This window comes from Novosphingobium sp. (assembly GCF_030696665.1).
In the GTDB taxonomy this organism is placed as follows: domain Bacteria; phylum Pseudomonadota; class Alphaproteobacteria; order Sphingomonadales; family Sphingomonadaceae; genus Novosphingobium.
Window position 1 is genome coordinate 281,644 of the sequence record NZ_JAUYRV010000046.1, and the last position, 22,563, is coordinate 304,206.

Annotated in this window: 17 protein-coding genes; 4 read left to right on the plus strand and 13 right to left on the minus strand. The window is 63.8% G+C overall.

The annotated features are described in order from the left end of the window. The first annotated feature begins 116 nt into the window (after positions 1-116). Positions 117-974: a subclass B3 metallo-beta-lactamase gene (gene bla / locus Q8R81_RS14225; RefSeq protein WP_305618897.1), complete on the plus strand. Its 858-nt coding sequence runs from the start codon at positions 117-119 to the stop codon at positions 972-974. Further along, the gene (locus Q8R81_RS14230) at positions 971-1,927 is read left to right on the plus strand and encodes a 50S ribosomal protein L11 methyltransferase (protein WP_305618899.1); all 957 of its coding nucleotides are present in this window, start codon (positions 971-973) and stop codon (positions 1,925-1,927) included. The genes bla and Q8R81_RS14230 overlap by 4 nt, the downstream gene beginning before the upstream one ends. Positions 1,928-1,932: 5 nt before the next feature. Here Q8R81_RS14230 and Q8R81_RS14235 read toward each other — a convergent pair whose 3' ends face one another. From Q8R81_RS14235 to recN, 5 genes are read right to left on the minus strand one after another with little or no spacing between them, the layout of a single operon-like run. Then, positions 1,933-2,436: a CinA family protein gene (locus tag Q8R81_RS14235; RefSeq protein ID WP_305618901.1), complete on the minus strand. Its 504-nt coding sequence runs from the start codon at positions 2,434-2,436 to the stop codon at positions 1,933-1,935. A 16-nt stretch (positions 2,437-2,452) separates the two neighbouring features. After that, the gene (locus tag Q8R81_RS14240; RefSeq protein ID WP_305618903.1) at positions 2,453-3,079 is read right to left on the minus strand and encodes a LysE family translocator; all 627 of its coding nucleotides are present in this window, start codon (positions 3,077-3,079) and stop codon (positions 2,453-2,455) included. Positions 3,080-3,083: 4 nt separating this feature from the next. Further along, positions 3,084-5,213: an NAD-dependent DNA ligase LigA gene (ligA, locus tag Q8R81_RS14245; RefSeq protein WP_371135387.1), complete on the minus strand. Its 2,130-nt coding sequence runs from the start codon at positions 5,211-5,213 to the stop codon at positions 3,084-3,086. Between the two features lie 38 nt (positions 5,214-5,251). Then, a complete protein-coding gene (locus Q8R81_RS14250) occupies positions 5,252-5,632 on the minus strand; it encodes a putative quinol monooxygenase (RefSeq protein ID WP_305618907.1) in 381 nt (126 codons plus the stop codon). Continuing rightward, positions 5,632-7,296 carry a DNA repair protein RecN gene (recN, locus tag Q8R81_RS14255; RefSeq protein WP_305618909.1) on the minus strand — a complete coding sequence of 555 codons (1,665 nt, stop codon included), beginning with the start codon at positions 7,294-7,296 and terminating at the stop codon, positions 5,632-5,634. Before recN ends, Q8R81_RS14250 begins: the two co-directional genes overlap by 1 nt. A gap of 145 nt (positions 7,297-7,441) precedes the next feature. Between recN and Q8R81_RS14260 the strand changes: the two genes are divergently transcribed. Continuing rightward, positions 7,442-8,353, plus strand: coding sequence for a UDP-2,3-diacylglucosamine diphosphatase (locus Q8R81_RS14260; protein ID WP_305618911.1), 912 nt, complete (start codon positions 7,442-7,444; stop codon positions 8,351-8,353). Then, positions 8,350-9,414 (plus strand): glycosyltransferase family 1 protein, encoded by a 1,065-nt coding sequence (locus Q8R81_RS14265; protein ID WP_305618912.1) that lies wholly within the window; start codon positions 8,350-8,352, stop codon positions 9,412-9,414. The genes Q8R81_RS14260 and Q8R81_RS14265 overlap by 4 nt, the downstream gene beginning before the upstream one ends. Before the next feature lie 125 nt (positions 9,415-9,539). On the opposite strand, the gene trxA is transcribed toward Q8R81_RS14265, so the two are convergent. The 8 genes from trxA to ahcY form a co-directional block, all read right to left on the minus strand. Then, complete coding sequence (gene trxA / locus Q8R81_RS14270; protein ID WP_305618914.1) at positions 9,540-9,860, minus strand: thioredoxin; 321 nt, start codon at positions 9,858-9,860, stop codon at positions 9,540-9,542. Between the two features lie 60 nt (positions 9,861-9,920). After that, positions 9,921-13,400 (minus strand): double-strand break repair helicase AddA, encoded by a 3,480-nt coding sequence (addA, locus tag Q8R81_RS14275; RefSeq protein ID WP_305618916.1) that lies wholly within the window; start codon positions 13,398-13,400, stop codon positions 9,921-9,923. Continuing rightward, positions 13,397-16,375 carry a PD-(D/E)XK nuclease family protein gene (locus Q8R81_RS14280; RefSeq protein ID WP_305618919.1) on the minus strand — a complete coding sequence of 993 codons (2,979 nt, stop codon included), beginning with the start codon at positions 16,373-16,375 and terminating at the stop codon, positions 13,397-13,399. Before Q8R81_RS14280 ends, addA begins: the two co-directional genes overlap by 4 nt. Next, complete coding sequence (locus tag Q8R81_RS14285) at positions 16,375-17,097, minus strand: nucleotidyltransferase family protein (RefSeq protein ID WP_305618921.1); 723 nt, start codon at positions 17,095-17,097, stop codon at positions 16,375-16,377. Before Q8R81_RS14285 ends, Q8R81_RS14280 begins: the two co-directional genes overlap by 1 nt. Next, positions 17,094-18,077 carry an aminoglycoside phosphotransferase family protein gene (locus Q8R81_RS14290; RefSeq protein ID WP_305618923.1) on the minus strand — a complete coding sequence of 328 codons (984 nt, stop codon included), beginning with the start codon at positions 18,075-18,077 and terminating at the stop codon, positions 17,094-17,096. The genes Q8R81_RS14285 and Q8R81_RS14290 overlap by 4 nt, the downstream gene beginning before the upstream one ends. Then, a complete protein-coding gene (gene tsaE, locus Q8R81_RS14295) occupies positions 18,068-18,517 on the minus strand; it encodes a tRNA (adenosine(37)-N6)-threonylcarbamoyltransferase complex ATPase subunit type 1 TsaE (RefSeq protein ID WP_305618925.1) in 450 nt (149 codons plus the stop codon). The genes Q8R81_RS14290 and tsaE overlap by 10 nt, the downstream gene beginning before the upstream one ends. Beyond that, positions 18,514-20,862 carry a PAS domain-containing sensor histidine kinase gene (locus Q8R81_RS14300; protein WP_305618926.1) on the minus strand — a complete coding sequence of 783 codons (2,349 nt, stop codon included), beginning with the start codon at positions 20,860-20,862 and terminating at the stop codon, positions 18,514-18,516. The genes tsaE and Q8R81_RS14300 overlap by 4 nt, the downstream gene beginning before the upstream one ends. A gap of 247 nt (positions 20,863-21,109) precedes the next feature. Beyond that, positions 21,110-22,555, minus strand: a complete 1,446-nt coding sequence (ahcY, locus tag Q8R81_RS14305) for an adenosylhomocysteinase (RefSeq protein WP_371135376.1) — start codon at positions 22,553-22,555, stop codon at positions 21,110-21,112. Positions 22,556-22,563: the final 8 nt, after the last annotated feature.

Sequence of the window (22,563 nt, forward strand, 5' to 3'; positions counted from 1 at the left end):
CCGCGACAGGATTGCGAGTCCTATTAGTCGAAAAGCCCCGGCGCGCAAGCGTATGCGGGATGTAAAAAAGGACAGCCTGTTGCGCTGCGGTGAAGCGGTGCCTAGACGAGCAGGCCATGAGCATCACACTCGCCTTTCTCGCCGCCGCAACCGCCTCCCCGGCACCCGCTGATCCGGGCGCTGCACGCGAAATCATCCGCCAGTGCGAGGGCAAGGATGGCTTTTCCGATCCCGCCCCCCCCGCGCGGATTTTCGGCAACGTCTGGTATGTCGGCACCTGCACCGTCACGGTACTGCTGATCACGGGGCCGGATGGGCACATTCTGGTCGATGCCGGAATGGAAGATGCGGTGCCGCAAGTTCTCAAGAACATCGCGAAGCTTGGCTTTGATCCGCAGGACATAGGCTTGATCGTCTCGAGCCACGAACATTTCGACCACATCGGTGGCTTGGCAGCACTTCAAAAAACGACAGGCGCGCGCTTTGTCGCCACGGCAGATGCAGCCAAGGTGATCCGCAGCGGAAAGGTCAGCCCTGCCGATCCTCAGGCGCAGGAAATCCACGGATCGCGGAAGGCTCGCGTTGATCGCGTGATACGCACTGGCGATGTCGTCAGCATCGGCCCGCTCAAACTTACGGCGTTTGCCACACCCGGCCACACCGAGGGTTCAACGAGCTGGCACTGGAAATCGTGCGAGGGCACCGATTGCCGCACCGTCACTTATGTCGACAGCGTGACGGCCTTTCCGCTCGGCACCTATCGTTTTGCCGATCATCCTGATCGCGTTGCCATGTTCCGCCAGACCTTCGCGCAAGTCGAAGCGCTCGAATGCGGCATCCTCCTTACCCCCCACCCCTCTGCCAGCGCCATGTTCGAACGGATGAGCGGGGCAAGGCCGTTGGAAGACCCCGAAGCCTGCAAGACGCTTGCCGCCGGAGCGCGTGATCGGCTTGAAAAGGCACTGACCCAATGAGTTGGAAAGTTACCGCTTTCGCCCCACGCGATGTCGTGCAGGCCGCGCTCGTCGCACATGAGGACGCGTGGGACTGGGATCATGACATCGTGATCGCCGGTAGCGAGATCGCCGAAGACAAGCCCGACGATTGGCAGCTTGAAGCATGGATGGCACGAAAGCCGACCAAGGCCGACCAGAACGCCATTGCCGACCTGTTCGAAGGCACGCCGCCCCAGTTGCAGGTAGAGGAACTGCCCGAAGAAGACTGGGTGACGCTCAGCCAGCAGGGCGTAGAGCCGATCCGCGAGGGTGTGTTTTACGTCCACACCCCAGAGTATCCACCGCTAGCGCAGCCGGGTGTGCGCGATTTCGTGATCCCGGCCAGCCAGGCTTTTGGCACAGGCCAGCACGCGACCACTGCCGGGTGCCTTGCCATGTTGAGCCACATGAAGCGACAGGGCGTGACCGTGCGCAATCTGGCCGATATCGGCACCGGCACTGGACTGCTGGGCTTTGCGGGCTTGCATCTGTGGCCCGGCTCCCGCGCCATCGCCAGCGACATCGACGCGGTCTGCGCGCCGGTTGTGGCAGAGAACGCCGCAAATAACGGCATCGCACTGGGTGACGGCGCGGGCCGCATGGCGATGGTCATAGCGCCGGGCATGGACCATGCCTTGCTGCATGCCGCCGCGCCCTATGATCTGCTCATCGCAAACATTCTCGCCGGGCCGCTGGTGGAACTGGCCCCGGATTTCGCCCGCGCTGTGGTGCCGGGCGGCTCGGTGCTGCTGGCGGGGTTGCTGGAGACGCAGGAAGCTGCGGTGCGCGCCGCCTATCGCAAGGCGGGCCTCAGGCTGGCAGCGCGAATGGTGCGCGGCGACTGGTCGATCCTGTGGCTGCGCCGCCGCGCTGGCGGGAGCATCCGTTTGAGTCGTATGGGCGGACTGACAGACGGGGCGAAGTGGCAGTAATTCGTTCAGGGGTGCGATTGCGCAATCAGTGTGTCGCGCAACAGCAGCAAGGCCCCCTGTGTAAACATCTGCATGTTTTCAAGACGGTCATTGCTCTCGGTCACGACCAGTGTCGACGCCTCGAAGCCCTCCGGGCCGACCACACCAATAGCGCTGGTGCCTGAGGCCACGCCAAGTGGATGCGCGCTACCGCCCGAAGCACCCGTTTCGGCAATGCCCCAATCCGCGCCATAGCGTTCGCGAATTAGGCGGGCCTGCGCCAGCGCATAGCCCTCGGTCGCCGAGGTGAAGCCGCGCAGCGAGCCGGGTTCGTGGCCGAGGACAATGCGCCTTCCTTTGAGCGTGTAGATCACCCCGCCGCCCAGATAGAAGGCCGACGCTCCGGGTATGGCAAGCAGGCTGGCCGAAATCAGGCCACCCGTGGAACCGTCAACCACGGCGATAGTCTGCTTGCGCGCTTTCAGCAGCGTGCCTGCTTCGGCGGCGATTGCAGCAAGGGCGTCAAGCATCACGTTCTCCCGTCGCTCAGCTACGCGATGCCAGCATACCGATCCCAAACGCAACGAAGATACCTCCAGTCACTCGGTTGAACAACGTCTGCAGGCTGGGTCGGGTCAACGCTCGGGAAATGGACCGGCCACCCAGCGCGTAGATGAAGAACCACGAGATTTCGATGACTCCGAAGGTCAGGACCATAATCCCGAACTGCGGCAGTTCCGGGCGGCTCGCGTCAATGAACTGGGGAAGAAACGCAGCGGCGAACAGCAGCGCCTTGGGGTTGGAGATACCAACGCCAAAAGCGGTGCGGAATATCTGCACGTTGGAAATTGCCGGAGCAGCCCGCCCAACGCCGGGTTCGACCACTTCAGGGCGGGCGGTCCACGCCTTGTACCCCAACCACAGCAGATAGCCCGCGCCTAGCACACGCAACACCGTGAAAGCCCCCGGCAAAGCACTGAGCAAAGCCGTAAGGCCGAGCGCCGATGCTGTCAGCAGGCTGACGACGGCCAGGAAGCAGCCCGCCATTGCATAAAGTGTCCGCCGCAGGCCAAGCTGCACGCTGCGGCTCATCACATGGAGCATGTTGGGACCGGGCGAGCCGGAAATGAAGAATACGGTGACGACGAAGAGCCACCATGTGTGAAAGGCCACGCCCCTACCCCGCTTGCCGGACGATTTCGGCCCATGCCGCTTCGTCGATTACATCTATGCCCAACGCTGCAGCCTGCTTCAGCTTCGATCCTGCACCGGGGCCTGCAACCACCAGGTCTGTCTTGGCCGATACCGAACCGGCAGCGCGCGCGCCCAGTGCTTCGGCTTGGGCCTTGGCCTCGTCGCGGCTCATGGTTTCGAGCTTGCCGGTGAAGACGATGGTCTTTCCGGCCACGGCGCTGTCCTTCGTCTCCACCACATAGGGCGGCGGGGCAACTTCGGAGAGCAGGTCTTCCCAGACGGCGATGTTGTGGGGTTCATGGAAGAAGTCGCCAAGCGCCTCGACGACGACGGGGCCGACGCCGTCGATGGAGAGCAATTCCTCCCCGGCACGGGGAGGGGGACCATCCGCAGGATGGTGGAGGGGCACGTGCGGTGAGGGGGTTTCGTCCTTTGGGTGCCCCTCCACCAGCTTCGCTGGTCCCCCTCCCCCGTGGGGGGAGGAATGCGTTGCTTCAGCCGCTTCACGCAGCGCTGGCAGCGTTACGAAGCGCTTCAGCAGATCGCGCGCCGTCACTGCGCCGACGTGGCGGATGCCGAGGCCGAAGAGCAGCCGAGCGGCGTCGGGTTCGCGTTTGGTTTCGATGGCTGCCAACAGGTTGTCCACAGACTTGTCCTTCCAGCCTTCGCGCCCGACGATATCGCTGCGCCGCTGACGCAGCCGGAAGATGTCGGCGGGGCTTTCCAGCCAGCCAAGCTGGAAGAATTCGACGATAGTTTTCTCGCCCAGCCCCTCGATATCGAGCGCGGCGCGGCTGACGAAGTGCTTGAGCCGTTCGACGCGCTGGGCCGGGCAGATCAACCCGCCGGTGCAGCGCACATCGACTTCGCCCTCTTCGGCCACGGCTTCGGAGCCGCATTCGGGACAATGGTCGGGGAAATGGTAAGGCTCGCGGGGCTCGTCGCGCGTCAGGTTCTCGACCACTTGCGGGATCACGTCGCCCGCGCGCTGGAGCACGATGCGGTCCCCCACGCGCACCCCAAGGCGGCCGATCTCGTCACGGTTGTGCAAGGTGACGTTGGTGACGGTGACTCCGCCGACCAGTACCGGCTTGAGGCGTCCCACCGGCGTCAACTTGCCGGTGCGTCCCACCTGAATGTCGATGGCTTCAAGCGTGGTTTCGGCGCGTTCGGCGGGAAACTTGTGCGCGATGCCCCATCGTGGCGCCTTGGCGACGAAACCGAGGCGATCCTGCCAATCGAGCCGGTCGACCTTGTAGACCACGCCATCGATGTCATAGGGCAGATCCGCGCGCTGCGCGCCGATGCTGCGGTAGTGCGCGACCATCTCTGCGGCTGACGAGCAGCGGACCAGCAGCGGCGAGACGGGCACGCCCCAGTCCGCGATCTTGCGCATCATCTCATACTGGGCGCTGGCAGGAACCTCGCTCGCCGCGCCCCATCCGTGGGCGAGGAACCGCAAGGGGCGGCTGGCGGTGACACTGGCGTCCTTCTGGCGCAGCGATCCGGCGGCGGCATTGCGCGGGTTGGCGAAGATCTTGTCTCCGCTCTCGGCCTGGCGGGCGTTGAGCGCGAGGAAGTCGGCCTTGGCCATATAGACCTCGCCGCGGATTTCGAAGATGGCGGGGATATCGAACAGGCCAGCGCCTTTCAATTCCTGCGGAATGTCGGCGATGTGCGCGACATTGGCTGTCACATCCTCGCCCACCTGCCCGTCACCGCGCGTGGCAGCACGAACCAACCTTCCGTTTTCATAGCGCAGCGAGCAGGAAAGACCGTCGATCTTGTCTTCAGCCGTCATCACCACTTCAGCATCGTCGGGCAGCGCAAGGAAGCGCCGGACGCGCGCGACGAATTCCTCGACTTCCTCGTCGGTAAAGGCGTTGTCGAGGCTCATCATCCGAACCTCGTGCGCCACCTTGCCCAAGGGCGAGGCAGCGACCTCATGGCCGACTTGGGCGCTGGGGCTGTCGGGCCGGATCAGGTGCGGATAGGCGGCTTCAAGCTCTGCATTGCGCCGGACGAGCGCATCATACTCCGCGTCCGAAATCTCGGGCGAATCCTCGGCATGGTAGAGCCGGTTGTGCTTGGCGATCTGCCGGGCCAGCCGCATGAGTTCGTTGGCGGCATCGGCTTCGGTAATCTCAACGCTCAACGCTGGTCCCCAACCCGCTCCACCTCAGCCCTCGCCCCGAAGCCCGCGATGATCGGGCGGGCCTTGCGGATGGCCTCCTGCACTTGCGGCAAACCGAGGCTCGCTTTGTGCGAGGCTTCGTCGCGCCAGACTTCGGTGATCCAGATGCTGTTCTCGTCGCCCTTGTCGCGCCAGATTTGGTAGGCGAGGTTGCCCGGCATGCCCTGTGAACCTTCGCCCAGATAGCCGATCAGTTCCTCGCGGTTGCCGGGGGCAGCCATCATCTGGCCGATGATGGCATAAACGTTTTCGGGCTCGATCTCTTCCATCGCCAGACCTTTCCTTGCAACCAGAAGTGCTGCGGCAGCGCCCGCCAGCACCGTTCGCCGCGCGAACATCACGCCTTTTCCAGCAGGCGATCGGCCTGTGCGCGGGCCTCTGCGGTGACTTCCGCGCCGGAGAGCATCCGCGCGATTTCCTCCTTGCGTGCCGCTGCATCAAGCAGGCCGACCGAGGTGCGCGTGACGGTGCCTTCGGAGGATTTGGCGATCATGTAGTGCCGGTCGCCGCGCGCGGCGACTTGCGGGCTGTGCGTAACAGCAAGCAGTTGCCCACCGCTGGCAAGGCGGGCCAACCGGTCACCGATAGCGCTGGCCACCGCACCGCCTACGCCCCGGTCGATTTCGTCGAAGACGATCGTGGCCGCCCCGCCCTCTTCCGCCAGCGCAACCTTGAGCGCGAGGATGAAGCGCGAGAGTTCGCCGCCCGAGGCGATCTTGCCCAAGGGCGCGAAATCGGCGCCGGGGTTGGTGGAGATCAGGAATTCAACCGCATCAATTCCGCCCGCGCCCCAGCGATCTTCGGGCAGGCGCAGGACGGCGGTGTGGAACTTGGCGGCATCAAGCTTGAGCGGCGCAAGTTCGGCAGCGACGGCCTTGTCGAGCCTGCGCGCAGCCTCGGCGCGCAAGACGGAGAGCGTTTCGGCCTTGGCCTGATAGTCCAGCGCAGCCTCGCGCGCGGTGCGTTCAAGGCCCGCAATCTGCGCCTCACCGCCTTCGATGGCATCGAGCGCGGCGCGCATTTCGTGCATCTTGTGCGGCAGTTCATCGACCGTGCAGTTGTGCTTGCGGGCTGCGGCGCGAAGATCGAACAGGCGCGTTTCGATCCGGTCGAGCATGGCCGGATCGTGCGAGAGCAGTTCGGCAGCGCGGGCGAGCTTGTCTTCGGCCTCCCCCGCTTCGATCACGGCACGGTCCAGCGCTTCCAACGCTTCGGCCAGCATCGGATGTTCGGCGGCAATCCGGTCAAGCCGCCGCGCTGCGCTGCGCAGGGTGGCGAGCGCGGAGTCCGAGCCTTCCCAGAGGCGTTGCAGTTCGACGAGATCGCCCGAAAGCCGCTCACCCTTTTGCATATCGGCGCGCTGGCCTGCCAGTTCCTCTTCCTCGCCAGGCTCTGGGGCGAGTGTTGTGAGTTCGGCGAGGTGAGCAAGCAGCAGGTCTTGTTCTTCTGCAGCCTTCGTTACGCGGGCCTGCGCTGCGTGGAGTGCGTCTTCAGCCTTGCGCCACTTGATCCATGCAGTTTCGACGCCCGCCGAATCCGCGCCGGCATAGCGATCGAGCAGCGCGCGATGCCCGCGCGCGTTGACGAGGCCGCGATCATCGTGCTGGCCGTGGAGTTCGACAAGACTGCGCGCGATCTCGCGCAACAGGGCCACACCCACGGGCTGATCGTTGATGAAGGCCTTTGATCCGCCGTCGGCCTTGAGCCTGCGTTTGACGATCAGGGGCTCGCCCGGCTCAAGGTCCACTTCCGCTTCGCCCAGTGCGTGGCGGATCGTTTCGGGCAGGCGATCGAACTCGAACGTGGCGGTAACGCTGGCCTGAGCTTCACCCCCGCGCACAAGGCCACTGTCCGCGCGGTCACCCAGCACGAGGCCCAGCGCATCGAGCAGGATCGACTTGCCCGCGCCGGTTTCACCCGTCAGCACGCCCAGCCCGCCGGAGAACGACAGGTCTAACGCTTCGATGAGCACGACATTGCGGATCGAAAGGCTGGTGAGCATCGCGCGATTCTCTAGCGCGTCAATGCGCCCGCGTCACGCTCCCATGTCATGTTTCGTTCTCCATGTGTTTCATCGAGGTTACACAGTGCCACACGCGCGCAATGCGAATCCGCCAAAGCGGCCTGACATCGAAAGAGGTGCGCTTATGGCTACCCGTGCCAAGCATGACGGCAAGACCCTGTTCAAGACCGCCGCTGAACTCAGCTCCTCCATCCCCGCGTGGCTTGATCTGCCCGAACCCCGCGGTTTCCGACCCAAGCGGAAGTACCGCACCGTGTGGATTTCTGACGTCCACCTTGGCACGCGGGGCTGCAATGCGGCGCTGCTGCTGGATTTTCTGGCGGCGATTGAGTGCGAAACGCTCTATCTGGTGGGCGACATCGTCGATGGCTGGCGGCTGAGCAAGGGCTGGTACTGGCCCGATGCGCACAACGAAGTGATCCGCCGCATCCTCAAGATGGCGCATCGCGGGACGCGGGTGATCCTGATTGCGGGCAACCATGACGAGATGCTGCGCCCTTATGCCGGGATGAGCTTTGGCGGCGTGGAACTGGCGCTCGACATGATTCACGAGACTGCCGACGGCCGCCGCTTGCTGGTCACGCATGGCGACGGGTTCGACGGTGTGGTGCTCTATGCCCGCTGGCTCGCGTTTCTGGGCGACAAGGCTTATTCGGTGCTGCTGCGGGCGAACGTGTGGGTCAACATGATCCGTCGCCAGTTCAAGATGCCATACTGGTCGCTGTCGTCTTATCTGAAGATGCGCGTGAAGAACGCGGTCCAGTTCGTGTGCGATTTCGAGGAAGCGGTGGCGCACGCTGCACGCGACATGGGCGTGGATGGCGTGGTCTGCGGCCACATCCACTGCGCCGAGATCCGCCAGATCGGCGACATCACCTATTATAACGACGGTGATTGGGTCGAAAGCTGCACCGCGCTGGCCGAAGACCAGTTCGGCGAAATCACCATCATTGATTGGGCCGAGGAAACGCGCAGGGCGGCAGCGGTAAAGGCCGTGCTGAAGCCCATTCCGGCGCTTGAGGAGGAACCAGCATGAGAATCGCGATCTGCACTGATGCCTGGCACCCGCAAGTCAACGGCGTGGTCCGCACGCTTTCAGCAACGGTCGACCGGCTCGCTGCGCGCGGGCACGAGATCGAGCTGATCACGCCCGGCCAGTTCCTCACCATGCCCCTGCCCGGTTACAGCGAGATCCGTCTTGCTATGGCACCGCGTTTTGGCACGCGCCGCACGCTGGCCGATTTCGCGCCCGATGTGGTGCATATTGCCACCGAAGGCCCCATTGGCTGGAGCGCGCGGAGCTGGTGCAAGGCTAATCGAGTGCCGTTTACCAGCGCTTTCCACACGCGCTTTCCGGAATATGCAGCGGTGCGCACGGGGCTTTCCGCCGATCACTTCTGGCCCCTGATGCGCCGGTTTCACGGATCGAGCCGGGCCGTGCTGGTTTCCACGCCTACACTGGGCGCTGAACTTGCCGTGCAGGGTATTCACCACACGCGCCTGTGGACGCGCGGGATTGACCGGCAGCTGTTTCGCCCGGGACACGAGCCGCTGGCAGCGCTGGCTGACCTGCCGCGCCCGATCATGCTGAACGTTGGCCGGGTCGCGATTGAAAAGAACCTCACGGCGTTTTTAGATGCCGATGTGGCGGGAACCAAGGTGGTCGTCGGCAACGGGCCGGATATGGCGCGCCTGAAAGTGGCCTATCCCGATGCCGTGTTTCTTGGCGCATTGCATGGCGAAGACCTTGCCAGCGCCTATGCCTCCGCCGATGTCTTCGTATTCCCAAGCAAGACAGACACATTTGGATTGGTGATGATCGAGGCGCTGGCCTGCGGGTTGCCGGTGGCGGGCTTCCCCGTTCCCGGCCCGCTGGATGTCATTGGAACGCGCGGATACGGCCCGGCTGACGATCTGCCAATGCAGATTGGCGCGTTGGACAATGATCTGGCGCTGGCGATCAACAAAGCGCTGCGCTGCGACCGCATCGGAGCCGCAGTACAGGGCGCGCGCTACAATTGGGATCGCGCGACCGATGAGTTTCTGGCAGCGGTCAGCGAAGCGCTGGAGCCGGTGCGCGAACGCGAAGTCGCCTGATATAAAACACCCCGCGCTGCCGGTTGGCGAGAGCGGGGTGTTGATTCGTCGTAAGGCAAAGTTTCGTTACACGCCTGAGGCCCCCGCCTTCGCGGGGGCGCACGACGTGTGTTGCGGTGTTGGGCTTAGAGGACGCTTTCCAGCCAACCCTTGAGCTGGCTCTTCGGTGCAGCGCCAAGCTTCTGGGCAACCGGCTTGCCATCCTTGAACAGGATCATCAGCGGGATCGACTGCACGCCAAACTGGCTGGCGGTGTCGGTGTTTTCCATGATGTCGACCTTTACGATCTCGACCTGGTCAGAAAGCTCTTCCGAGATTTCTTCAAGCGCGGGTGCGATCATCTTGCACGGGCCGCACCAGTCCGCCCAGAAATCGACAAGCACCGGCTTGCTGCTGCCCAGCACTTCGGTGGCAAAAGTGGCGTCGGTTACGGCCTTGGTCGACATTGTGATGAACTCCTGAATGGTTAAAGGCAATCTAGGCACTGCGTGGCGCGGTGCAAGCGATCAGCCCGCAAAGGATTCCTGAACCCCGGCAAGGCGCAGCTTTTGCGCCGCGATCAGATCATCGGGCAGAACGAACAGTTCAGGCGTGTGGGTATAGAGCAACGCCGCCTCAACCTGCAGGCCGGGATGGATCACCTCTAACGCCGCAACATAGGCCGCCATCTGGCGGATATAGGCCATCGGAACCGCCGCGATTGACGCCGGGGGACGCCGCGCAGTCTTGAAATCCACGATGCGGATGCGGTCTTTGCCGATCACCAGCCGGTCCACCGTGCCACTGACCACACGCCCGCCGACAACGGCAGCAAGTGGCACTTCGGCCAGCGAATCCGGGCCGAACACATCAGTCCAGCCGGGATGCGAAAGCACGGCAAGCGCGGAATCGACCATCGCGGCCTGCTCGGACGCATCGAACGCATCATCGGTTCGCGCCAACCATGTCACACCAGCAGCGCGGCGGTCTTCAACGGCAAGCTCCGGCAAGCGCTCGATCAGGCGGTGCATCAACGTGCCACGCCGCGCCGCCAGCATCGCGTGCGGTCCCGGCGATGCTGGAGGATCGGACGCATCGTCCTCACCCAGCGAAGACGGCGCAAGCGGACGTGGCGGGCGCGGTTCAGGGCCGATGGGGGTCAGCAGAACGTCTGGAAGGATCGAGCGTGACGCTGCGGCAACATCAGCCTTGGTCGCGGCAAGCGGCGGCGGGCCACCGATCTGGCGGATGCCGCCCCACAGCGCGTCTTCACGCCAATCATCGGCGAACAGTTGTTCCAACTGCGCGTACCAACTGTCCTCGGGCAGTTCACCGCCGCTCTTCTTGCGCTTCTTGCCCTTGGCTCCGGCGATGAACAGCGCTTCTTCGGCACGAGTCATCGCCACATAGAGCAAGCGCCAGTGCTCCTCACGCTCTGCCCGCGCTGCTTCAGCCTCGGCTTCAAGGACAGCCGGAGCTTTCTCCTCCTTGCGCAGCGAAGGCAGCGGAACCTTGCGGCAATGGCCAAGAACATCTTCGATCAATTCAAGCTCGCGCGGACGCGAGGCATCGGGATCATCCGCCGCATCGGCCAGAATCACGATAGGTGCCTGCAGGCCCTTCGATCCGTGCACAGTCATTACGCGGACCAGACCTTCCGCCCTGCCCGCCTCACGCTTCAATTCACCTTCGCCCGCGTCAAACCATTGCAGGAACCCGACGAGACTGGGGACATTGGCGCTGGCATACGCCATCGCTGCGTTTAGCAATTCGTCGATGGGATCGTTTGCCTCACGCCCCAACCGCGCGACCAGCTTTGACCGGCCGCCCCACGGGCCGACCAGCAACCAGTGCAGCAAGACTTGTGGCGGATCGTAGTCTGCACGGTTCAGCAGACCGAGCAGTTTTTCGGTGGTTTGCGCGGCGAAGGGCTGGTGATCGTGGCGCAGCTTGTCCCACAGGCGCACGCCGCGCTTGCGATAGCCATGTTCAAGCAAGTCTTCCTGCGACCAGCCGATCAGCGGGGAAACCAGCAATGACGCAAGGTTCAGGTCATCTAGCGGCTGCGCGGCAAAGCGCAGCGCGGCCACCAGATCCTTGACGGCCAGAGGCGCACCTAAACGTAACCTGTCAACACCTGCGACGGGCACACCGCGCGCATGGAGCCGCGCGACGATCAGTCCGGCCAGTTCCTTGCGCTTGCGCACAAGGATCATCACGTCACCGGGACCAGCAACTTTGGGTCCGCCCTTGCTGAGCGGGAAGCCACTTGTGATCCAGCCTTTGACTTGCAGCGCGATCTGATCCGCCAGCTTGCGGTCTGGCCGCGAAAGCCAACTTTCCGCACCCTCGTCGCCCGCACCCTCGCCCGTCTCTTCCTCTTCGGGCGCATCATCGCCCACCACGCGCCACATGCCGACCGTGCCGGGGATGTCGAGGCCGACGTGGCGTTCGGGCTTGTTTTCCAGACCGAGCCGGTCCCAGCCGATGTGATCGATGGCGGCATCGACGAAATCGAGGATCGGGCGCGCGGTGCGGAAGGATTGGCCGAGGCCGAGTTCGAGCAGCTTGCGGTCAGGATCGCGCAGGATTTCAGCCACATCGGCCAGTTGGGCGCGGACCTTGTGGCTGGCGCGGGCGAAGTTTTCGGGGCTGGTGCCCTGAAAACCGAAGATCGCCTGCTTGTAATCGCCCACTACGAACAGCGTGCGAATGGCCGGGCCGCGCTGGCCTTCGCCGGTGAAGAAGTCCGACACCAACCCTTCGAGCACGATGTCCCACTGCGAGGCGTTGGTATCCTGCGCCTCGTCCACAAGGATATGGTCGAAGCGACGGTCGAGCTTGAACCGAATCCATTCGGCACTGGTGCGTTTGGTCAGCAATTCCGCGGCGGTGCGTATCTGGTCATCGAAATCGATGAAGCCCTCGCGCGCCTTGGCGGCATCCCATGCGAGGGCGAAACGCCGGCCAACGGTGAGCGCGATGTCGAGCAGGTCTGCCAGATCTAGCTGAGATTTGCGTGCTTTGACCGCTTCAATGCAGGCAATCACCCGTGCCGCATAGCCCGGGTAGTCGGGCTGCTTCTTCTCAATGTTGGCGGTCGAGCGCGGCTCGTCCTTCGCGGTTAGAAACGCAGATTTCAGGCTGGCGAAATCGGCAAGGCGTTGGTCAGAGGTTGCGGCGATCCAGTCACCCAGCAGATTTGCGGTTTCGATACCGCCCTTGGTGCCCCACGCAGCATTCATTTCCATGCAGCGACGCACTGATTGCACGTCGAACGCATCGTCAGAACACATCGCAGCGAGGCTTTCAGGGCCGTCGCCTTCGTCCAGCCCGATCACGCGGTTGATGCGTGGGCGCAGTGGCGGTTGCCATGCGCCAGTGCCCTGCCACAGTTCAAGTGCGCCAGCGCAGCGGAGCAGGAATGTTTCCACCTGATCCTCGCCCATCCGGCGTGAGAGGGTGGCGAGGTTGTCTATCAGAGATTCGTCGCCATGCTGCTCGGCGCTGACCAGCAGTTCGGCCAGCACCTGACGGACCAGCAACGCGCGGTCGCGGTCTTCCATTGCGCGGGTGCCGGGGCGCAGGCCCGCTTCGACCGGGAAAGAGGCAAGCAACCACTGGCAGAAGGCGTGGATCGTCTCGATGCGAAGGCCTCCACCGGGGCAATCAAGCACGGCGGCAAAGCGGCTGCGCGCGCGGGCGACAGTTTCGGGGCCGAACGGCGCGCCGATGGCAATGAGATCCTTGGCGAGGCGCGTGTCGTCCATCCGCACCCATCCCGCCAGCACTTCGTTGACGCGCGTGGCCATTTCCGCCGCACCCGCCTTGGTGAAGGTAAGGCAAAGAATCTGTTCCGGTTCCACACCATCCTGCAACAGCAGGCGCAGCACGCGGGCGGACAACACCTGAGTCTTGCCCGTGCCTGCCGAAGCCGAAAGCCAGACCGTGCGCTGCGGGTGGACGGCGTGTGCCTGATTGTCCTTGAGCGGGTAGACCTTGCTCATGGCTCGCCTTCCCCTTCGCGGCCTTGCCATTCGTCGAGGCGCATCAACTGGTCGTAATCGGCGTAGCCCGGCAAATCAGGATTGAGGCGCGCTGTGAAGGGTTCGCTACCGAGCAGCCAGCGGGCAATAGCCTCGCGCAGGAAGCGTTCGGTTTCGGGCAGGAACTGGTCGAGCGGGAGGCCAGACTTCTTGCGGCCTTCGAGGACCGGGCTATCCATGTAGCCGAAGCCGCGCTGTTTGTTGCGGCCCAGTGACCAGTATTCGAACCGCGCAGGTTCACCCTTCACACCATCGATGCCGCCTCGCGCCGCAATCATGCCAATCAGGCCGAGTTGCAAGGCGTACCCTTCCTGCACCATGCGGCCCGATGGGGGCATTCCCGTCTTGTAATCCACAATAGCGATTGTGCCGTCCGCCAGCTTGTCGATGCGGTCCGCCTGACCGTGGATACGGATGCCATCGATGCGCATTCCGCCCTTCCTTTCGATGGCCAGCACTTCGCGGTTCTCGCCTGCAAGGCGGTCCGTCTCTTCCTCGATCCAGTGCAGCGCATCGATCAGACGGGGTTTCCACATGGCGCGCATGAACGGGTGCGCGCTCATTTCATCGAACTTGCGTTCAGCCAGCGGGATCAGCTCTCCGGGAACGCCGCCCGCCTCGTGCCAATCCTGCAGGATTTTGTGAACGGCGGTGCCTTTCCATGCGGGCGTGGGATCAGCGTCGACTGGATCGAGGCTGCGTAAGGACAGGATGGCCGAAGCATAGAACTGGTAGGGATCGCCGCGCAGACGATCCAGCGCGGTGACGGCGATGTCGACCTTGCGCTGTTCGGCGGTGGGCATGGGATGCGGGCGCGGGTGTGCAGGCGCTGGGGCCGGGTTGGCTAGTGCCTGTGCGAGTTCCACCGCGCGAGTTTCATAGCGCAGTTGCTCGCCCAACATGGCGTGGATGCGCAGCAGAAAGCGTGAGGGGATGACCGGGCCGGTAGCATCGCGCTGCGCATGGCTCAGCACCACTTCGGGCGCGCCCAATGCAGCGGCAAGATCGTGCGCAGACAGGCCGATGCGGAAATCGGCGCCGGGAATGCCGAGCGCGCGCAGCACCGGCGGCGCAAGCAGCGGATCGGGCGCTGGACGGCCCGGCCATGTGCCTTCGGTCAAGCCACCGCAGATCACCAGATCGGCGCGACTCATCCGCGCTTCGAGCAGGCCGTAGATGGCAAGGCGCGGGTGGCCGCCGTAGGGCGGACGGACAGAGACGTCCTCCATCGCATCGCGCAGCAGCGCAGGCAGTTCCTCAGCCGCCAGCAGCGTGGGGGCGGCTGTTGTCGCCTCACGCCAGCGCTCAATGAACTGCGCGAGGCAGCGGCCATCGGCCTGCGCCCACAGGCCCGTGCCGCACAGTGCCTCGCCAGCTTCGGACAGCGCGATGAGCGCAGCGTCGAGCGTGATCTCGCCTTCGAGCGCGACGAGCGGGAACAGCAGATCCTCGACGCCAGACCACCATTCGGTGAGGCCGGGATGGCGGCGTTCATATTCCTCAACACGCTGCCGGATGGCGGGAAGCCCCGGCCCCGGCCTTGGCCCGCGCAAGATCAGATCAAGCTGGCGGACGCGTTCAAGCCAGATTACACGCCCCTCACCTGGCTGGACCAGCGGATGGCTGAGCAGGGCGAGCAGCGGCACCGGCGCGGCGCGTTCGGCCACAAGTTCGGCAAGTTGCAGCAGCACGCGCCCAGCGGCGGTCTGCGGCAGGGGGCGACCAGCGGTGTCATCGGCCACCACGTTCCAGCGCGCAAGATGCGCGACGACGCGGGCGGCGAGGCTTCGGTCAGGCGTTATGACCGCAACGCGGCGTTCCGGTTCTGCCAGCGCCTCACGCACCAGAATGGCGATGGCTTGCGCTTCCTCCTCAGGGTTTGCGCTGTCCATCACGCGCACGCCCGCAAGGCGGCGATCCTTGGCTTCGAGCGAAACCCACGCGGCGCTCGCTTCGGGCGGGAGGAACAAGTTGGAAATCGCGCGGCTGCGCTCTGGCGGTGCGGGCGAAAGGCCGGAGCGATGCCACGGCTCTACCTCGTCGCGCGCGATGCCCATGCGGTTGAGCAGCAGCTTCAGGTGATACTGCGGATGGGTCACCACATCGCCGCGTTCAAACACTGCGCCATCGGGGCCACCTGCCGAGCCGAGCGCGTCCCACACCTCAGCGTCCAGCGCGAGGTCGAGATCGGGAAGTATCACACCTCCATCCGGCATATCGGCCACCACGCGCAGCAGCTTTGCCACGGCGGGAGAGGCCGAGGTCACGCCTGCGGCAATGACGGGATGTTTGGGCGGGCAGCCCTTCCAGCTTTGCGCAGCATGATCGAGCAGGCGGTTGCGGCGTTCGGGCGCATCGACCCGCCCCAGTTCCTGAAGTTCGAACTGCCACTTGGCAAAGACCGTGGCGAAGAGGCGCGTGGCATCCTGCCAGTGTTCTGACAGTTCTGTTGCGATGCCGACGACGGTTTCGTCCAGCATGTCTTCAACGCGAACGCCTTCGACAAGCAGGCGGTCTATGCCTTGCGCGATACCTTTGGCCTGCCGGATCAGCGCGGCCTCGCCCGGTGCCTCATCGCCCAGTTCTGCGCTCAACAGCGCGGCGAGACGCAGAAGCCGGAAGGTGGGATCGACGGCGGCGGGAATGTCCGCCCCTGCCCCGATGGGATCAAGCAGCGGGCCTAACGTCTCATCCAGATCAAGGTCGCCGACCACGGCCATACGGGGCAGAAGCAGCCCTGCGCCGCTGGCGCGGACGAATGCTTCGGTAATCGTGCGCACCGCACGCTGGCTGGGCAGCAGCAGCGTGAGCCTTGCCAAACCGAAGCGATCTTCGCGGTAGCGTGGGATCAGGCCCGCCACCAGCGCATCGGCAAAGCCACGGTGCGCAGCAATTGACCATACACGCGGACGCTTGGGAAGGGGCTCGTCGCCCATCAATCGGACCTGAGTGCCGCCTCGGTGGGCGCGATCATCTGCGGTTCGCCCACTTCATACCACAGGCCCTGATGCGACACGCCATAGAGCCGCCCCTCCTCAATCGCGCGCTGCCACAGGGTCATCGTGCCGAACGCCCCTTCGGGCGCATCGCGCAGCAGGCGGTGCGAGACGATCTGGATGCCGCTGTAGATGAACGGTGCGACGCGCCCCGTGCGCCGACGCGAGATGCGGCCAACCGCGTCCATGTGGAAATCACCCTTGCCGCGATAGTTGAATGCGCGGGCGTGCGGCACCAGCAGTAGCAGCGCGTCCATCGTCTCGGCGTCCCAGTGGTCTGAAAGGTGCGCGAAAACATCACGTGGGCCATCAAGCCAGATATTGTCCGAGTTTAGGCAGAAAAACGGATCAGTGCCGATCAGCGGCAACGCGTTGACCATGCCACCGCCGGTTTCCAGCAGTGTGACACGCTCGTCAGAAATACTGATGGCCGGAACCTGTCGCTGGGCAAGATAGGCCTCCATCGCATCGGCGAGATAGTGGACGTTGACCACCGCGCGGGCGACGCCAGCTTCCTCCAGCTTGTCCAGCGCATGATCGATCAGCGGCTTTCCAGCCACTTGCACCAGGGGCTTGGGGCGTGAAGCGGTGAGCGGGCGCATCCGCTTGCCAAGCCCGGCTGAAAGCACCATTGCCACATCGCTTGCCAGCGGCTTGGTCATGGCTCGAACCGGCCACCGCCAGCGGCGCGAAGCTCTGCCGGGACATGCGTTGCGAACCATTCTGCCACCGGTGCAAGCGCCGGGTGGGCCAGATCACGCTCCAGCAGCGCCCATACGCGCGGGATGTAATCAAGATAGCGCGGCTTGCCGTCGCGCTTCCACAGCCGCACGAAAATGCCGACGATCTTGGCATTACGCTGCGCACCAAGGCGCGCGTAATCAGCAAGAAACTCCTCACCCTCACCCGATTTCTGCATGTAATAGTCCAGCATGCGCGCTTCGAGTTCGGGCGAAACATCGCGCCGGGCATCTTGCAGCAACGACACGAGATCGTACGCCGGATGGCCCACCAGGGCGTCCTGAAAATCGAGCAGGCCCTGCTTTTCCAACCCACCGAGCAGCATCACGTTTTCCGCGTGATAATCACGCAGCACGGTCACGCCGGGACGCTGGCGTGGCAGGAGTTGCGAGATCACCGCTCCCCATGCGTTCGCCCAGCTGCGGCTGTCGACATAAAGCCCCCGCGCAGGCACATACCAATCGACAAACAGGCTCGCCTCGCGCTGATACTCGGCAAGGCTGTAGGCAGTGAAAGGCCCCGGCGGCAGCTTTCGCAGTTGCAGCAGGGCATCGACGGCGTTGCGATAGACTTCCTCTTCGTCCTGCGGCCAGGCATCGAGGTACTCGCGCATCCGAACGTCGCCGAAATCTTCAAGCAGAACAAAGCCCTGCTCGGCATCTTCGGCAAGGATAAGCGGCGCACGCAGGGCATTGGCATCGAGCCATTTGGCCGCGCGCAGGAACGGCTCGGGATCTTCGTTGGGTGGTGGCGCATGCATCAGCATGGCGTTGCCGGTTGAACGGCGGATGCGGAAATAGCGGCGGAACGAAGCGTCCCCCGGCAAAGGCTCAATCACGGCACCGCCCCAGCCTGCCTGCGTGAGGAAGGCTTCAGCGCCCGGGGGAATGGTCAGGTCCATGTGCCTCGCTCTAGCCAATTGGGACCGGCAGTTACAATGGCCCGTCTGCCGTTTTCCGTGGATTCCAGCAGGATCGAAAGACAAGCAGGTTCATGCGCGAAGCCACCGGCATGTTCTGGCCACTCCGCCAGCATCGCCGCACCTTGGCGATAGTCGTCGAGACCGATCTCCTCGGCCTCGGCAGGGTCTTTCAGTCGGTAAAAGTCGGCATGGACCAGTGGCAGGCGAACGGCGGGGGGATCGTAAAGTTCGATGATCGCAAAACTGGGGCTTGGCACTTCGCCCTGATACCCCAGCGCTGCGATGATGCCGCGTGCGAGCGTGGTCTTGCCAGCGCCAAGACCGCCTGAAAGCGCCACCACGTCGCCGGTTTTCAGTTCCGCCGCGATGCGCTGGGCAAGCGCCTCGGACGCTGCGAGATCGGGAAGTTCGATGATCATGGCAGGACAACGATGGCGCTTGTGCCAAGGCCGGGTTCGGACATGAGTTCAAGCGTGCCGCCGTGCGCTTCGACCAACTGGCGCACCAGGGGCAGGCCAAGGCCTTGCCTGCGTTCGACAGTCTTGCCATCGGCGCTGACTTTCAACCCTTCCAGCGCGCGGGCCAGCACGGCAGCTTCCATGCCGCTGCCATTGTCTGAAACGACCACCTGCACCGCCCCGCCCTTCTTGCGCCCCGCTTCGACAAGAATGCGCCCGCCCTTGGGCGTTGCGGCGATAGCATTGTCGACCAACTGGCCAAAAGCGCGGCGCAGTCGGCGGGCATCCCCGGTGATGGTGCCAGCGGATTTGTCGCCGCGCAGATCGAGCGTTAGCCCGGCGGCGGACAGACGCTCGCCCCGTTCGGTAACGACTTCAGTCAAGAGCGGAAACACTTCAACCGACTCTTGCGCCAGCGGCAGGGTGCCCGCTTCGCTTTGCGACAGGTCTAAGACGTTCTCTATCTGCTCGCCCAGCCTTTCAACCGAGGACAGAATTGCATCGACGTATTCATCCTGCTGCTCGGTCAATTCACCCGCGATGCCGCTTTGCAGCAGTTCGGCAAAGCCACCGATTGAGGTAAGCGGCGTGCGGAATTCGTAACTCATGTTGGCGATAAAACGGGTCTTCACCGCGTCAGCTTCCACCAGCGCAGCATTGCGTTCGCGCAGCGCAGCTTCAGCCTTCTGGCTGTCGGTGATGTCCAGAACGGTGAGCATACCGTTTCCGTCAGGCAGCGGCACTCCTGCCAGCGCAAGGTGCCGCCCATCGGCTAGCGTAAGCCGCCCGGTGCGCTGCTTGCGCTCCAACGTAGCGGCCTGAATAACTTGGGCGATGGTGCCGATCTGTGCGGGACGCTTGAGCAGTGGAGCCAGCTTGTTGAGCAGGACGTCGGCGCGCGGGTGGGTGGTAAGGAAGTCCTCCTCCAGCGCCCAATCGGCAGCAAAGCGCCGGTTCCACAGCTGCAGCTTGCCATCGGGCGCAAACACGGCGAGCGATTCAAACAAGTTGTCGAACGTGGCGGTGCGGGTGCGCAGCAGTGTGTCGCGGGTGGCGGAAAGCTGGAGCTGTTCGGTGCGATCCTCGAAGATCATCAGCAACCCGCCATCGGGCATCGGCTGGCCCACCACGCGCAAATGCGTGCCGCCCGAAAGGTGCCACGATTCCTCCACCGGAACGCGCGAAAGGAACCATGCCTGCCGTTCACGCCGCCATTCGGGAAAATCGCGCACTTCCGGCAGGCGTCCTGCATCGCGCATCCGGTCAAGCACGCGGTCGAACGGCGGTGTATCCACCACCCACGCCTGCGGCACGCCAAAAATGCGCAGGAACGGCTGGTTGGCGAAAACGAGGTTCCGCTTTTCGTCAAACTGCGCGATGCCAGCTGAGAGCGTATCGAGCATCTCACGTTGCGCTTCGCGGAAGCGGCGGAACTGCCGGATGAGTTCCTCCATTTCCTCAATGTCCACCGCGTACCCGGCAACACCTTCCTCGCCCAGCGGCAGGTCGATCACGCGCACAGCGCGGCGCTGACCTTTTACCGTCGCAAGGAGCGAACGCTCCACCGGCACGCGGCGTGATTGCGCCTGCCGTGCCACTTGTGCTGCGCTGAGGCCATCGATCGGCTCGATCAGTTCCACCGCTTGCGCAATCACCGCTTCGGCGCTGGCGGCGCCCACGGCTTTTACATAAGCGCTGTTGACCAGACGCAGCTTTAGATCTGGCCCCCGGAACCACATCGGCAAGGGTGCGGCTTCGATAAGGCCGGAAAGCCCCGCAAAGTCAGACTTGGCGCTTTGCGTTTCCTCGCGCAGGCGGACGAGTTCCTCCTGACTTTCAGAAAAATCGAAAAACCAGACGAGCGCCGAACCACCGGGCGATACTTGTGGATCGGCAAGGTGGCCATGCGCGGCAAGGCTGCGGGTGCCGCCTTTGGGCGTGAGCGCCATGCGGAACGGTGCACCCGTCTTCTGTGCCTTGCGCACGGCATCGCTGAGCCGCGAGAGTTGCACTTCATCGAAGCCCCGGCCATCGGCGTCGAGTTCGGACAGGTAACCCGGCATCGCATCGAAGCCGAGCCATCCGGCCAGCCGCGCAGGCCCTTCGATCCGGCCATCGGCGCGCACCAGCAGCGGCAGCGCTGGCGATTCATCAACCATCCGCCCCAGCTTGCGCGCCTGACGCAGCACCGCTTCGCCCTTGCGCGCACGGCGGCGGGCATCAAGCACGAACCATCCCGCCCCCGCCGTCCACGCGGCAAGCAGCACTCCGATCAGCACCAGTGCAGTCTGGGTAAGCAACGGCATCGCGTATTCGCTACGGCGTGCGCCGCACAATTACAATGCGGCGTGTTGAAGTTGACGCTGCAACTTGCATCAATTGCCACACAACTTGTTAAGCGCGCCCCCGCGAAGGCGGGGGCCTCAGGCGTTTGAAAGTGCCTTCAAATGCACAAAAGCCCCCGCACGGTAGCGGGGGCTTCTGCGTGTTCCGGCTCCATCAGCTCAGAGCGATGGAGGCCCCCGCCTTCGCGGGGGAGCGGATCAATCCCGCTTAGTAGCGGTAGTGATCCGGCTTGAACGGGCCAACTTCAGGCACGCCGATGTAATCAGCCTGCTTCTTGCTCAGCTTGGTCAGCTGCACGCCCAGCTTTTCGAGGTGAAGCGCTGCAACCTTTTCGTCGAGGTGCTTGGGCAGCACATAGACGTCGTTCTTGTAGTTCTCGCTCTTGGTCCACAGTTCGATCTGCGCGAGCGTCTGGTTGGTGAAGCTGGCGCTCATCACGAAGCTGGGGTGGCCGGTGGCGCAGCCCAGGTTCACCAGACGGCCCTTGGCGAGAATGATGATCTGCTTGCCATCCGGGAATTCGACGAGGTCGGTGCCCGGCTTCACTTCGGTCCAGTTGTAGTTGTCGAGAGCGGCGATCTGGATTTCGCTGTCGAAGTGGCCGATGTTGCACACGATGGTCATGGGCTTCATCGCCATCATGTGCTCGGCGGTGATGACGTCTTCGTTGCCGGTGGCGGTCACGAAGATGTCGCAGCGCTTGATGGCTTCTTCCATCGTGACGACTTCATAGCCTTCCATCGCGGCCTGCAGCGCGCAGATCGGATCGATTTCGGTGACCATCACGCGTGCGCCGCCCTGACGCAGCGAAGCGGCCGAACCCTTGCCAACGTCGCCGAAGCCGGCAACGCAGGCAACCTTGCCGGCCAGCATCACGTCAGTGGCGCGACGGATCGCGTCAACCAGCGATTCCTTGCAGCCATAGAGGTTGTCGAACTTCGACTTGGTGACCGAATCGTTCACGTTGATCGCGGGGAAAGGCAGCTTGCCGTCCTTGGCGATCTGGTAAAGGCGGTGAACGCCCGTGGTGGTTTCTTCCGAAACGCCCTTGATCGCCTTGACCGAGGCGGTCAGGTAGCCGGGCTTCTTCTTCAGGAAGGCATTGAGCGCACGGACGAATTCGATTTCTTCGGCGTTCGAAGGTTCGAACAGCTTTTCGCCTGCTTCAACGCGTGCGCCCCAGAGCGCGAACATGGTGGCATCGCCGCCATCGTCGAGGATCATGTTAGCGGTGATATCATCACCCCAATCGAAGATCGAACCGACATAGTCCCAATATTCGGCAAGGCTTTCACCCTTGATCGCGAAGACCGGGATACCGGCTGCGGCGATGGCAGCAGCGGCGTGGTCCTGCGTCGAATAGATATTGCAGGTGGCCCAGCGCACGTCGGCGCCCAGCGCGGTCAGCGTCTCGATCAGCACGGCGGTCTGGATCGTCATGTGCAGCGAACCGGTGATGCGCGCGCCCTTGAGCGGCTGCGATGCACCGAATTCTTCGCGCAGGGCCATGAGGCCTGGCATTTCGGTTTCGGCGATCTTGATTTCGGCGCGGCCAAAGTCGGCAAGGCCGATGTCGGCGATCACGTAATCGTTCTTGGCGTCAAGCACGCTGGCCACGAAGCAGTCTCCTGATAGAAAATATGTGCGCGGCATGCGCGCCT